11 protein-coding genes and 4 pseudogenes are annotated in these 13,738 nt (G+C 48.5%); 8 read left to right on the top strand and 7 right to left on the bottom strand.

Annotated elements, in window-relative coordinates:
- Positions 1-33: 33 nt before the first annotated feature.
- Entirely contained in the window at positions 34-171 is a 138-nt protein-coding gene (locus tag K8W53_RS06290; protein WP_001581698.1) for a hypothetical protein, read from the bottom strand.
- A 178-nt stretch (positions 172-349) separates the two neighbouring features.
- Between K8W53_RS06290 and K8W53_RS06285 the strand changes: the two genes are divergently transcribed.
- The 4 genes from K8W53_RS06285 (at position 350) to K8W53_RS06270 (ending at position 2,812) form a co-directional block, all read left to right on the top strand.
- Positions 350-541, top strand: a complete 192-nt coding sequence (locus tag K8W53_RS06285) for a YfgG family protein (protein ID WP_000075924.1) — start codon at positions 350-352, stop codon at positions 539-541.
- A gap of 228 nt (positions 542-769) precedes the next feature.
- Positions 770-1,285: a glycine zipper 2TM domain-containing protein gene (locus tag K8W53_RS06280; protein ID WP_001009636.1), complete on the top strand. Its 516-nt coding sequence runs from the start codon at positions 770-772 to the stop codon at positions 1,283-1,285.
- 15 nt (positions 1,286-1,300) lie between these two features.
- The gene (locus tag K8W53_RS06275; protein WP_000755794.1) at positions 1,301-1,840 is read left to right on the top strand and encodes a DUF5384 family protein; all 540 of its coding nucleotides are present in this window, start codon (positions 1,301-1,303) and stop codon (positions 1,838-1,840) included.
- Positions 1,841-2,068: 228 nt separating this feature from the next.
- Positions 2,069-2,812: an LEM-3-like GIY-YIG domain-containing protein gene (locus K8W53_RS06270; protein ID WP_000651379.1), complete on the top strand. Its 744-nt coding sequence runs from the start codon at positions 2,069-2,071 to the stop codon at positions 2,810-2,812.
- 457 nt (positions 2,813-3,269) lie between these two features.
- Here the strand turns inward: K8W53_RS06270 and K8W53_RS23950 are convergent.
- Together K8W53_RS23950 and K8W53_RS06260 are read right to left on the bottom strand one after the other, a co-directional pair.
- Positions 3,270-3,437 (bottom strand): annotated as a pseudogene (locus K8W53_RS23950) (type II toxin-antitoxin system RelE/ParE family toxin); the annotation flags it as partial.
- Between the two features lie 195 nt (positions 3,438-3,632).
- The gene (locus K8W53_RS06260; RefSeq protein ID WP_004853132.1) at positions 3,633-3,866 is read right to left on the bottom strand and encodes a type II toxin-antitoxin system Phd/YefM family antitoxin; all 234 of its coding nucleotides are present in this window, start codon (positions 3,864-3,866) and stop codon (positions 3,633-3,635) included.
- Positions 3,867-4,168: 302 nt separating this feature from the next.
- Between K8W53_RS06260 and K8W53_RS06255 the strand changes: the two are divergent.
- A pseudogene (locus tag K8W53_RS06255) lies at positions 4,169-4,817 on the top strand (hypothetical protein).
- Positions 4,818-5,097: 280 nt separating this feature from the next.
- Positions 5,098-6,060: a hypothetical protein gene (locus K8W53_RS06250; protein WP_023224055.1), complete on the top strand. Its 963-nt coding sequence runs from the start codon at positions 5,098-5,100 to the stop codon at positions 6,058-6,060.
- Between the two features lie 268 nt (positions 6,061-6,328).
- Here the strand turns inward: K8W53_RS06250 and K8W53_RS06245 are convergent.
- Positions 6,329-7,323: pseudogene (locus tag K8W53_RS06245) on the bottom strand (IS3 family transposase); the annotation flags it as partial.
- A 66-nt stretch (positions 7,324-7,389) separates the two neighbouring features.
- Here K8W53_RS06245 and K8W53_RS06240 point away from each other — a divergent pair.
- A complete protein-coding gene (locus tag K8W53_RS06240) occupies positions 7,390-8,406 on the top strand; it encodes an IS110-like element ISSaen1 family transposase (RefSeq protein WP_052939465.1) in 1,017 nt (338 codons plus the stop codon).
- A 225-nt stretch (positions 8,407-8,631) separates the two neighbouring features.
- Here the strand turns inward: K8W53_RS06240 and K8W53_RS06235 are convergent.
- The 3 genes and pseudogenes from K8W53_RS06235 to guaB all read right to left on the bottom strand — a co-directional run.
- Positions 8,632-8,748: pseudogene (locus tag K8W53_RS06235) on the bottom strand (transposase); the annotation flags it as partial.
- A 241-nt stretch (positions 8,749-8,989) separates the two neighbouring features.
- Positions 8,990-10,567, bottom strand: coding sequence for a glutamine-hydrolyzing GMP synthase (gene guaA, locus K8W53_RS06230; RefSeq protein ID WP_000138296.1), 1,578 nt, complete (start codon positions 10,565-10,567; stop codon positions 8,990-8,992).
- 68 nt (positions 10,568-10,635) lie between these two features.
- Positions 10,636-12,102, bottom strand: a complete 1,467-nt coding sequence (guaB, locus tag K8W53_RS06225; protein WP_000944174.1) for an IMP dehydrogenase — start codon at positions 12,100-12,102, stop codon at positions 10,636-10,638.
- Between the two features lie 160 nt (positions 12,103-12,262).
- On the opposite strand from guaB, the gene xseA reads away from it, so the two are divergent.
- Positions 12,263-13,612 carry an exodeoxyribonuclease VII large subunit gene (gene xseA / locus K8W53_RS06220; protein WP_020899077.1) on the top strand — a complete coding sequence of 450 codons (1,350 nt, stop codon included), beginning with the start codon at positions 12,263-12,265 and terminating at the stop codon, positions 13,610-13,612.
- Positions 13,613-13,738 lie beyond the last annotated feature (126 nt).

The following is a 13,738-nucleotide window of genomic DNA, read 5'->3' as shown; positions in this document are numbered from 1 at the left end:
TAAATTGATGATGCGATATACATCACACGATAGTCATCGATTGTAATTATTAAACAAAAGTAACATTTGATTTAAGTCAATTATTACCTTTCTCCTGCAGCCTTTATTCGTCTTTTTATTCTTTGTTATCATTAATTTATTATTAATGTAAATACTAAAATTATCTTCCATAACAATATAAGATAAATCAACTGACGCAATTTTACATTAAGAGGAATTGACCATCGGTTCGCAGTATGCCTTAATGTAGAGTGAACGCAGGCTTGTTACGTTCTTCGCCTTGATAATACCCTTGAAGAACCCAGCCTGATCCCGCCCATATCGCTGGGCCAACGTTAAGGAACCCTTTGTGAGTCAGGCCAACAGTATGCGAAAACGACATCGATTTAACACTCGCATGACCCGTATCGTACTGCTTATCAGTTTTCTCTTCTTCTTTGGACGTTTCGTCTACTCTTCTATCGGCGCCTGGCAGCACCATCAGGATAAAAAAGAAGCGCAACAGTCATCGCTTTCTGTCACCACGCCGGGACAACGTTAAGCTGTTATCCGTTGGCGGTATTATCGTCACAGGCTTACTGTGTTATCCAGAACTCTGTTTTCCCTTCCCTGGCTTAGCATGAACCGATAAAAACAAAGCATCGTACTATCTAATGCTTTGTTTTTTAGTCTAAAAAAACAATCAACTACAAGAAACGATAGTTTACTTTTTTTAAGATTAGTCTTAAATACATTCCTTTTTGCGTTATTACCTAAACAAGGAATTGTGATGAATTTTAAAAAAAATGCTTTGCCTCTGGTTTTGTTTGCCTCTTTTTCTCTTGCCGGATGCCAGTCCAATGCGGATGACTATGCCGCAGATGTTTACCAAACCGGGCAGTTAAACGCGAAGCAAGAAACAAAGACCGTCAATATTATCTCTGTTTTGCCAGCGAAAGTTGCCGTAGATAACACCGCCAATAAAAAAACCGCTCAGACCTTCGGCGCAATTCTTGGGGCTGTAGCGGGCGGCGTTACTGGTCATAACGTGGGTTCAGGTAGCGGTTTGGGTACTACTGCCGGCGCGGTTGGCGGCGGAGCCGTTGGCGCAGCGGCGGGTTCATTAGTTAAAGATAAAACGTTAGTTGAAGCTGTATCTTTGACTTACAAAGAAGGAACGAAGGTTTATACCTCCACCCAGGTTGGAAAAACGTGCCAATTTACCACCGGTCTGGCGATGGTGATATCGACCAAAGATAACGAAACGCGAATTCAACCCAATACGAAATGTCCTGAGAAAAGCTAACTATCAGGAGATTTTATGAAGAAAGTTATTTTAGCCACTGTTTTATTCACCCTAAGCGGCTCGGTTTTATCTTCTTCTTTGCAGGATCAGCTTGCGGCGGTAGCCCAGGCTGAACAGCAAGGAAAAAATGAAGAAAACAGACAACGTGATGCTCTGCAAGCCAAACGAGATCAAGAGGCTCAACAGGAAAGACAAAGGCAAGCCAATGCGGCCGCGGTTGCTAAGCAGCGAGCAAAAGCGGCAGAAGCTGAACGGAAAGCACGGCAAGCAAAATTGGCAGCGGAAGCCGCGCAAGATAAAGCGCGCGATCAAAGCTACGAAGATGAGCTTCGTCGTTTAGAAATTCAGAAACAAAAACTGGCGCTGGCCAGGGAAGAGGCCCGGGTAAAAAGAGAAAATGAATTCATCGATCAAGAGCTGAAAAGTAAAGCTGCCCAGACAGATGTTATTCAATCTCATGCTGATGCAAACAGAAATCTATCTGAAGGCGGTCGCGATCTGCTGCAAAGCGAAGGTAAAGCCCGTGAGGAAAAGGCAAGCGGCTGGTTTAACTGATTTCGCTAATTATTTATGTGTATTAGCTCAGATTTGACCTGACATAGCTATGGCACAGACCTAAACCTAATCTGACAGGCAGGTCTGTGCCAATAGCGGACGTTGTTAACTTTGGCCCATATTCATCAATGGACGCAGGTCAATCTATACGCTAATTGTTTTGCGCTTAAGTTCTGAACTATAGTGCCGATAATAAAATTAAGTACTTTTGCCTTAAGGAAGCAAGGTTTGAAAGATTTTTCAAAATACTCAAAAGCGTTAGGGATGGCTAAGTTCTATGTTTATGCATTTTATGACACTGAAGATGCAGCTAAGAAGCCGTTTTATATAGGCAAAGGCAAGTCAGAACGCTGCCTTGATCATATAAAGTATAATGATGACTCTCCGAAATCAGAACGAATTAATCATCTGTTAAAAACAGGAAATCTGGGTATCGACATACTACGCCATGGCATGGATGAGGCAACCGCGAAGCTTGTTGAAGCAACATGTATTGATCTCTTGGGTGTTGGAGAACTGACCAACAAAGTACGAGGAAGCAGCTCCCTTATGGGGCGAATCACGCTGGATGAGCTCAATCATCTTCTTCTTAAGCAAGAGACGGAAATCGCACCTGAACATGCCGGGCTCGCTTTTTTGCTAAACAGCACCTACAAGTCTGGCATGAGTGCACTTGCATTATATGAAGCTACGCGTGGCGTCTGGGCAAAAGTACCAAAAGATGAAAACCTACAATTTGCATACGCCACCTACGGCGGTTTGGTGATGGAAGTTTACGAGATACAGTGCTGGTTGAAGGCAGGCTCTCAGCAATACTTTACCCGGGAATTGGTCATCCCCCCCGAAACCAACCGTTCAGAATTTGTTGGACGAATCGCATCACCAGAAATCAGAGAATTATACGTAGGCAAGCTAATCAAAAAATCGCGCAGTCATGGTAGCCCTTTCGTAAAAGTCGGGCTGGCGGAATAAACTGACCTGCTTCCCGTTGATTAATACACCTCAATGCTAGTCATGTTGTTGAGGCTACCAATGTCCGCACCTCGCTCGAAGCCGACTGTCAGATTTGATTGTGTGCTGCCAGTGAAACCCACTATTGTGTCGATGCAGTGCTTTGCCACCAGAAGCTGTGCACTACACAGAAAACTCATCTATGCACATAAATAAAAACCCTCTGCAAAAACAGAGGGTTAAATTCACTTTTACCTGTTCATGAAAACACAGGAAGGGTTATCGGCTTTGCCACTCAATGGTTTAGGAACCATCCAACATCTTGTTATCACGGAATTTTATGACAACCATTTCCAGACGATGCTGTAATAAATACCGTCAAAATGATGAAATTTGTGATATTAATCATGTTGTTATAATGGTTTACAAACTCGCTCTTTAAATTCGTATTATTGCCGTACAACACGCATTAGGGCTATCAGGCCATTATCAGACGCTTAAACAGCAGCTGCTGCACGTCCTGCCGATGTGCCAGGATCGCATATGCTGTCACTAACGTTCCGTCTACGGAATACAAAACCCGGTAGCCTTCAGCGTGGTTAAACTCCCGGTATTTGGCGCAGCCAATTTTCAGCAATTCGGGGCAAATCTGGCAGCCCAGCGGGAACTGACCCACGGTACTCTCAAACTGGGTGAGAATATCTGCGATAACCGGACGAGGCTCAACATCAACACGCTTCAGGAAACTCGCTATTGTGTCGATACAGTGCTTTACCGTAAGCGTGTACTCAAAGGTCACCTGCTGTTCCATGGAAATCCCTTAACGTTGAGCGCGCCGCGTTTAATCCGCAAGTCCATCCAGCAACTGGTCTTTCGAGAACACGCGCCCTTCCGCTTTATCTTTCTCTGACAGGGTAAGCAGCTTCAGCAAAGCAATGGCGTTCTCTCGTTCCTGCTGCTGGTCATAGGACTCTATAACATAAGCAGGCACACCATTTTGTGTGACCAGGATGGGTTCTGACAGATCAAGCGTTGCTGCGTTCTTTTTAACGTAGCTGATTGTCTCTACTTTCATGATTGGTCCGCCTAATGGTCATGTCTCGGTTTTAATATAGACTATATTTAGACCACTAACAAGGTCTCATGCCCCCCTGCTCTTCTGAGAAATAGGTCCAGATTAAGTACAGAGATCAATTTGTTCCTGCCGGAAGCTGATTTCCTTTATGCACTCCACAGATCCTACATGCCAGAACAAAACTACCAACACTCTGGTGACAACCTGCCTTTTGTTTATTTAATGAGCAAGGGCAGAGTAAAACCCTATCCGCCAGAACCGGTGTGAAAGTGGGAAGAGAGCCATTGAGGGAGGAGAATAATGTGACCAGTCCCATTCGTCAGAATCTATTTGAACGGGAATGCGATATGCCGCTGCTGGAAGCGCGGCATCTAGCCCTTCTGCTTCTCGGCCTCGATGCTTCCCAACCTGCAAACGCCCTGCCGGAAGAACATCAGGAAAATTACCGTATCCTGCACGACGCCATCAGCCGCACCATCAAAGCCACTGGCATGGTCAGTGCCCCGGCGAATAAACGCATGTTCTATGCCGATGAGATGTTCGCCCTAGCCTGGCGGCTTATTGATGACGAACTTACACCGCCAGAAATTAAGACCCGCAGCCTGAAGGCGGTGATGAAACTGTCGCGTAACAGCCGTGGCCGCAAGTGGCTGAAGACGCTCGGTGACGACGCGCTGCCGGATCTCACTGCTTCCACACAACCTTCCCAGCGTGGGATGCATAAACGAGACAAGGCTCGGGAGAATACTGCCCCGACTCTGCTGGCTACTGGTTCAGCTTCTGGTTGAGGAGACTGACGGGCGTTATGGGACGTCTGATAAACCGACATCTGACCAGATACTTCGAAAGCTGAAGGCTCTGGCTCAGGAACAGGAGTTGCCGTTGGATGGGCTTGGGCGAGGAAGCTTTTATGAAGTGCTGAAGATGGGAAGAAAAGGGGAGCGTAAGTAGGTGTTGCCTGGCTCCTATGTAGCGAACCGATTGAGCTCTGAAGCTTCCAAGTGTATAGTCGACTTGATTCCAGAAGTAAACATGAGAGTCTAGGAGACTCCCCTACATCAAGTAATCTTTACCAAAATACTTGGTTTCACGCAGCATCAAACTGTATAATCGATTAAAATTTTAAGAATAACTATTCCCTATAGTTAAGTGTAATTTAAGCAATGAGATTTTTATCTTAAATAAAATCTCAAAGGATGGATTTATAAATATTTCATAAGGTGATGTGGGGATGATTTGGCTTATTGTATACGGGATATCAATTTTTTCAATTGCACTAATTTATTATTTCATGGGTTGGTATAAATTAACTTATAATTCTCTAACATCTCAAGGGTTGTTTTGGGGAGCTATTTTCGTTCCATTTTTATCATTTCTATATTTTGGCTTTTTTGCGTGGAAAGGTCATTCGGTTGATATGTCATCGGAAGGGTTAAATACTTTTATTATGATAAGCAAACTTCCTTTGGGGTTACTGTCATTATCAATACCATTCGTTGCCATTATAACGAGTTTACATAGATCAATTCAAACAGCCACACAAATATCATCTACCAATACTCAAATTGAATTAATAAAAAAGAAAAACTCCTTAGATGAATTATTTTCAAGAGAGAAAAATTTTGTCGATAAATGTGTCTATATTGAAAAACAGGTTGGAGATATCGACATTAAACTCAAAGATACTGTTAGTACTTTTAAGTTTAGCATTTCTGCGCCACATGTTTTATTTCATAAGATATACAATACAACTCCTAATAATGGTGATATTAGATATGAGTTAACTGGTTTCGTCAATGGTAGCTTTCTTGTAGAGTTTTCAACTATAGAAGAAAATCTAAGACTCCATTATGAATGCATTGAAAAAAAAGATGGTATGGGTATTGATGATGAACTATCTCGTTTGTTTGTAATAGTCAAAGCATTATGTAGAACATTAGATTTATTATCAGTCCCTACCTGTCAAGTTCCTTATTTTTATATAAAAGGTAAAGATAACAACTTTCAGATTTGCATAAGCACAGAAGAAGAGTTAAAAATGTGGCTGAGAAAATATATAATCCTCTCAGAATCTTTATTCAGCGCGGTCAATCTTTCAGGAAAATATTCTTTATTTAATATGAAAAAATACACATTTCAAGGGTTTAAACTATTCCCTTCATTTAGTCAAGGAAATATTACAAACAATTATTGAGGAGTTAACTGGGATAGTTCAGTTAATGTGTTTAAAAATCAGAATTAGTTATTCTCACCTATTTAAATATTGATGGGATATCATAATAAAATATCCCATCCAGCAGTTGCGCTTCAATATAAACATGTCACTCCAAAACAAAAAATATCTTGATAGAAAAGCCCCCTTTTGGATATATTCCAGCTCCCACCCGAGAAAACATGTGCGCTCATCGTTCACAGCAAGCTTCTTGAACACCATGTCTGGTTCACTTGTAAATAGACCCGTTTTAGTTCCATACATTTTTTGAGTTCCCGGCCAAATAATGGTGCTGTCGGTATTCCTCCGGTGTCATATTGTTCAGCGATTCATGCGGGCGTTCACAGTTATATTTTGATAACCATTTTTCCGTGATTTCACGTACTTCACTCAGCGTTCTGAACAGATAAAAATCGAGTATTTCTGTGCGATATGTCCTGTTAAAACGCTCAATGAAAGCATTTTGTGTCGGCTTACCCGGCTGGATAAACACCAGTTTTACGGCATGTTTCTCTGCCCATTCAGTCAGTGCCAGAGAGATAAATTCTGGGCCGTTATCCATGCGAAGCATGGCCGGATAGCCACGGTTTGCCGCGATCCTGTCAAGCACCCGGACCACTCGTGGGGCTGGCAGATTCAGATCTATTTCAATCGACAACGCCTCACGGTTAAAGTCATCAACGACATTGAACGTGCGAAAACGACGCCCACAGACCAGGGCATCATGCATAAAATCGACAGACCAGCTCTGGTTCAGCGCTTCCGGCGTGGCCAGTGGCGAGGGGTTACGCACCGGCAGCCGTTGTTTGCCCTTACGGCGAAAATTCAGCTTCAGCAGACAATAAATACGGTGGATCCTTTTGTGATTCCACATGTATCCCTGCCGCCGCAGAACCTGAAAAAGCTTCGGAAAACCGTATCGTGGATACCGTTCAGCTGCTGCCTGCAGTGCGGTAATAACGGGTTCGTCACGTGTGTTATCCGGACGGTAATGATAAACCGTTCTGCTCAGGTTCAGGCTCCGGCAGGCCTGACGGATACTGAGTCCGAATGCCGTTATCAGATGAGTGACCAGCTCACGCTTAAAGGCTGGTTTTAAAGCTTTTTTTCGATAACGTCTTTCAGCGCCCGGTTCTCAAGGCTCAGGTCGGCAAACATCTGTTTGAGGCGTCGGTTCTCGTCCTCAAGATGTTTTATCTTTTTAATATCAGAAGCTTCCATGCCGCCGTATCTGGACTTCCAGTTAATGGGATGGACTACCTCCTCCCGCTGCGGTTAACTGTACGAAATGTGCTCACCAGGAGAATCACCATGAATATCGTATTTCTGGGTATTGATCTGGCTAAAAATGTTTTTCAGCTCTGCGGGTTAAGCCAGGCCGGCAAACCGGTTTATACGAAACGCACTGGCCGAAAAGAATTGCTCCAGACGCTGGCAAATATTCCTGCATGTCTGATTGGGATCGAAGCGTCCACCGGGGCATTTTACTGGCAGCGTGAGTTTGAGAAACTGGGGCATAAAGTAAAGGTCATCAGTCCTCAGTATGTAAAACCCTTTGTCCGCGGGCAAAAAAATGATGGTAATGATGCACAGGCCATCGCAGTAGCTCTGATGCAACCGACAATGCAGTTCGTGCCGCCAAAAAGCCCCGAACAGCAGGATATCCAGGCTTTACACCGGGCAAGGCAGCGTATTGTCAATCACCGCACTGCTACAGTCTGTCAAATAAGGGGGTTGTTACTTGACCGGGGGATCCCCATTGGCAGTGCTGTCTCCAGAGCTCGCCGTGCTATTCCTCTTATCCTTGAAGATGCAGAAAACGGTCTAAGTTCCCGTATGCGCAGAACAATTGCCGAACTCTATGATCTCTTTAACGATCTCAAGCGTCGGATCCATTTTTTTGATAAGGAAATTGAAACAGTATTCAGACAATCAGAAGCCTGTCAGCGTATCGCCAAAGTTAAAGGCATTGGTCCTAAAACGGCCACGGCCGTTGTTGCTGCTATTGGCAAAGGAACTGAATTTAAGAATGGTCGCCACTTTGCTGCATGGCTGGGTCTGGTTCCACGCCAGCATTCGAGTGGCGACAGGCAGGTGCTGATGAATATGACGAAAAAAGGCGACAAGCATCTGCGGACACTTTTTATTCATGGTGCCCGCGCTGTCGTCAGGGTTGCCACGAATAACAATGATGGTCATATGAATCAGTGGGTTAACCAGTTAAAGGAACGGCGCGGATTTAATAAAACGACCGTGGCGGTCGCTAACAAAAACGCGAGAATAATCTGGTCGATGCTGAGAAATGATACCGGGTATCAGGTAGTGTGAAATTAATCCCCTGCCAGCAAAAGTTGCAGCGTACTGAGAAATGATGACAGGTTGCACCTGCACAATCGGAACCTGATTTTTATACTGGCCTCAGAGGCCGTCCAGTTGTTGAGGCGATTGTGTGCGGATTACCCATTTGGGCACAGATTTTCCTGATGCCGGGTAGATGTAAGCAACAACCCAAAACCAGATTCAGTACTTGCAAAACGGAGGTAGTCCATAGATGTAAAATGTGGCCTTAGAAATTCCCATCTTTCTGCAGACTTCCCCGACGCGGGTGCCGGTTTCAGCCTGTTTCAGGGCAAATGCAATCTGTTCTTCGGTATAACGGGTCTTTTTCATGGCAATGCGCCTCTCTGTGAGATGGAAGAAAGACCGGAACCTTCAGTTTAGACTGGCACTGTTTACAGGGGGAAGGTCAATACAGCCAACCTTCGTGGGTTCGTAATTACGTCAAATTTGCCGCCAGGAGCTGTGCGCTACACAGAAAACTCATCTATGCACATAAATAAAAACCCTCTGCAAAAACAGAGGGTTAAATTCACTTTTACCTGTTCATGAAAACACAGGAAGGATTATCGGCTTATTCCCACTCAATGGTAGCCGGTGGTTTACCGCTGATGTCATACACCACACGGGAAATCCCGTTGACTTCATTGATGATACGGTTGGAAACACGACCCAGGAAGTCATACGGCAGGTGCGCCCAGTGTGCGGTCATAAAGTCGATGGTTTCGACGGCACGCAGAGAGACAACCCAGTCATACTTACGACCATCGCCCATGACGCCAACGGAACGGACCGGCAGGAAGACGGTAAACGCCTGACTGACTTTGTCGTACAGATCCGCTTTGCGCAGCTCTTCAATGAAGATAGCGTCCGCGCGACGCAGCAGGTCGCAGTACTCTTTCTTCACTTCGCCCAGTACGCGCACGCCGAGGCCCGGCCCCGGGAACGGGTGACGGTACAGCATGTCGTACGGCAGGCCCAGCTCCAGACCAATCTTACGCACTTCGTCTTTGAACAGCTCTTTCAGCGGTTCAACCAGACCCATCTTCATCTCTTTCGGTAGGCCGCCGACATTGTGGTGAGATTTGATGACGTGCGCTTTACCGGTTGCAGACGCCGCAGATTCGATAACGTCAGGGTAGATGGTGCCCTGCGCCAGCCATTTCACGTCTTCCAGTTTGAGCGCTTCTTCGTCGAACACTTCAACGAAAACGCGACCGATGATCTTACGCTTGGCTTCCGGATCGTTCTCACCAGCCAGCGCTGACAGGAAACGCTCTTCTGCCGGTACGTGAACAATGTTCAGACCAAAATGGTCGCCAAACATGTCCATCACCTGCTCGGCTTCGTTGAGGCGTAACAGGCCGTTGTCGACGAAAACACAGGTCAGATTTTTACCGATCGCGCGGTGCAGCAGCATTGCGGTTACGGAGGAATCCACGCCGCCGGAGAGACCGAGGATTACTTTGTCGTCGCCCACCTGCTCGCGAATGCGCGCCACGGCGTCGTCGATGATCTTCGCCGGCGTCCACAGGGCTTCACACTGGCAGATATCGCGTACAAAACGCTCCAGCATGCGCATACCCTGGCGGGTATGGGTCACTTCCGGGTGGAACTGTACGCCGTAGAAGCGTTTTTCTTCGTTGGCCATAATGGCGAACGGGCAGCTCTCGGTGCTGGCGACGGTCACGAAGTCGGACGGAATCGCCGTCACTTTATCGCCGTGGCTCATCCACACGTCCAGCAGCGGTTTGCCGTCGGCGGTCAGGGAATCTTCAATACCGCGAACCAGCGCGCTGTCGGTCAATACTTCGACCTGCGCGTAACCAAATTCACGCTCATTAGAACCTTCTACATGACCACCAAGCTGCATCGCCATGGTCTGCATCCCGTAGCAGACGCCAAATACCGGCACGCCTGCTTCAAAGACATACTGCGGCGCGCGCGGGCTGTTTTCTTCGGTGGTGCTTTCCGGGCCGCCGGAAAGAATAATGCCGCTTGGGTTGAAGTCACGAATTTGCGCTTCTGTCACATCCCACGCCCACAGTTCGCAGTAAACGCCCAGCTCACGCACGCGGCGCGCAACCAGTTGAGTGTACTGAGAACCGAAGTCCAGAATGAGGATGCGATGCTTATGAATGTTTTCCGTCATTGACGCTTATTCCGAGGCAAGTGAAACAGATTAAATAAATCGCCCGACATGAAGTCGGGCGAAGAGAATCAGGAGCCCAGACGGTAGTTCGGGGACTCTTTGGTGATGGTCACGTCGTGAACGTGGCTTTCCTGGATACCCGCACCGCTGATACGCACAAACTCCGCTTTAGTACGCAGTTCGTCGATGGTAGCACAACCGGTCAGTCCCATACAGGAGCGCAGGCCGCCCATCTGCTGGTGAATGATCTCTTTCAGGCGACCTTTATAGGCTACGCGGCCTTCGATACCTTCCGGCACCAGTTTGTCGGCAGCGTTATCGCTCTGGAAGTAACGATCAGAAGAGCCTTTGGACATCGCGCCCAGCGAGCCCATCCCACGGTATGATTTGTACGAACGGCCCTGATAGAGCTCGATTTCGCCCGGGGATTCTTCGGTACCGGCCAGCATAGAGCCCACCATTACCGCGCTTGCACCTGCGGCGATGGCTTTGGCGATGTCGCCGGAGAAACGGATACCGCCGTCAGCGATAACCGGAATCCCGGTGCCTTCCAGCGCTTCAACTGCGTCGGAAACAGCGGTGATTTGCGGAACGCCCACGCCAGTCACGATACGAGTCGTACAGATAGAGCCAGGGCCGATACCCACTTTCACCGCGCTGCAACCGGCTTCCGCCAGTGCGCGAGCGCCTGCGCCAGTGGCGACGTTGCCGCCGATGATTTGCAGGTCAGGATATTTAGCGCGCGTCTCACGGATACGTTGCAACACGCCTTCTGAATGACCGTGAGAGGAGTCGATCAGCAGAACGTCAACGCCTGCCGCCACCAGCGCGTCAACGCGCTCTTCGTTGCCCGCGCCTGCGCCGACCGCCGCGCCGACACGTAAACGGCCCTGCTCATCTTTACAGGAGTTTGGTTTACGTTCCGCTTTCTGGAAATCTTTTACGGTAATCATGCCAAGCAGATGGAAGTTATCATCAACGACCAGCGCTTTTTCTACGCGTTTTTCGTGCATTTTTGCCAGCACGACTTCACGGGCTTCGCCTTCACGAACGGTCACCAGACGCTCTTTCGGCGTCATGTAGACACTTACCGGCTGGTTCAGGTCAGTCACAAAACGCACGTCACGACCGGTGATGATCCCCACCAGCTCGTTATCTTCAGTCACCACCGGATAGCCCGCAAAACCGTTACGCTCGGTCAGGGCTTTCACTTCATGCAACGTGGTGGTTGGCAGGACGGTCTGCGGGTCGGTCACTACGCCGGACTCGTGTTTCTTCACGCGGCGAACTTCTTCCGCCTGGCGCTCAATGGACATGTTTTTGTGGATAAAACCAATGCCGCCTTCCTGGGCCAGGGCAATTGCCAGGCGCGCTTCCGTCACGGTGTCCATCGCCGCAGAAAGCATAGGAATATTCAGACGAATAGTTTTCGTCAACTGCGTGCTGAGATCGGCAGTATTCGGCAAAACGGTGGAGTGAGCGGGAACAAGGAGGACGTCGTCAAACGTCAGGGCTTCTTTAGCGATACGTAGCATGGGCAATATCTCACCTGGGAGGTTAATAAATATTGCCGCGGCATTATACAGAACGTAATCGGTTGCATCTACATATTTTTGCAAATAGTGCTTGCGATCCCCCGTGAGCAGGTTACTATCGATTGAATAACCTGCTGATTTAGAATTTGATCCCGCTCACATGTTATCCTCTCAAACTTCCTCAATTTTTACCGTAAGCCGCCTTAACCAGACGGTTCGTCTGCTGTTAGAACAGGAGATGGGGCAGGTATGGATCAGCGGCGAGATTTCTAATTTCACGCAGCCTGCGTCGGGTCACTGGTACTTTACGCTCAAAGACGATACCGCTCAGGTGCGCTGTGCGATGTTCCGTAACAGCAATCGCCGGGTGACGTTCCGCCCGCAGCACGGGCAACAGGTGTTAGTCCGCGCCAATATCACGCTGTACGAGCCGCGCGGCGATTATCAAATCATCGCCGAAAGTATGCAGCCCGCGGGCGAAGGGCTATTGCAGCAAAAATATGAGCAGCTGAAAGCCAAACTGCAGGCCGAAGGCTTGTTCGATCAGCAGCATAAACAGCCGTTGCCCTCCCCGGCCCACTGCGTGGGGGTGATCACCTCGAAAACCGGCGCGGCGCTGCACGACATTCTCCACGTGCTAAAGCGTCGTGACCCATCCCTGCCCGTAATTATCTACCCGACGGCGGTCCAGGGCGACGACGCGCCGGGGCAGATCGTTCGTGCTATCGAACTGGCGAACGCGCGGGGCGAGTGTGATGTACTGATCGTCGGACGCGGCGGCGGTTCGCTGGAAGATTTGTGGAGTTTTAACGACGAACGCGTGGCGCGGGCGATTTTTGCCAGCCGCATTCCGGTAGTCAGCGCCGTCGGTCACGAAACCGACGTCACGATAGCTGATTTTGTCGCCGACCTGCGCGCGCCTACGCCATCAGCAGCGGCAGAAATTGTCAGCCGTAACCAGCAGGAGTTGTTGCGTCAGATCCAGTCCGCCCAGCAGCGTCTGGGCATGGCGATGGACTACTACCTCGCCAACCGCAGCCGTCGTTTCACGCAGATTTTTCACCGTCTGCAACAGCAACATCCGCAACTGCGTCTGGCCCGTCAGCAAACCGCGCTGGAACGTCTACGCCAACGGATGGGATTTGCGCTTGAGGCCAGGATTAAGCAGGCCACTCAGCGCCAACAGCGCGTAAGTCAACGCCTGAGCCAGCAAAATCCGCAGCCGCGCATTCACCGCGCGCAGTCGCGCATCCAACAGCTGGAATATCGTCTGACGGAGAATATCCGCTCACGGTTAAGCGAACAGCGCGAGCGTTTCGGCAACGCGGTCACGCATCTGGAAGCGGTCAGCCCGTTAGCCACGCTGGCGCGCGGCTATACGGTTTCGACGACAACAAACGGCAAGGTGCTGAAAAAGATCAAACAGGTCAAAGCAGGCGATATCATGACCACGAGACTGGAGGACGGTTGGCTTGAAAGTGAAGTCAAATCCGTCACGCCGGGCACGTAATCCAACATTCCCCCACCCTTTGCAGCGCGATGTTGGGTTTCGACTTCGCCTCAGCCAACCTACGCGCCACGTCGGATAAGGTGTAGCCGCAATCCGACGATCAACCGGTTTGTCATTCGCCTCAAA

This window comes from Salmonella sp. A29-2 (genome assembly GCF_020150755.1).
Classification (GTDB): Bacteria; Pseudomonadota; Gammaproteobacteria; order Enterobacterales; family Enterobacteriaceae; genus Salmonella; species Salmonella enterica.
This window is presented reverse-complemented; position numbering and strand designations above follow the sequence as displayed.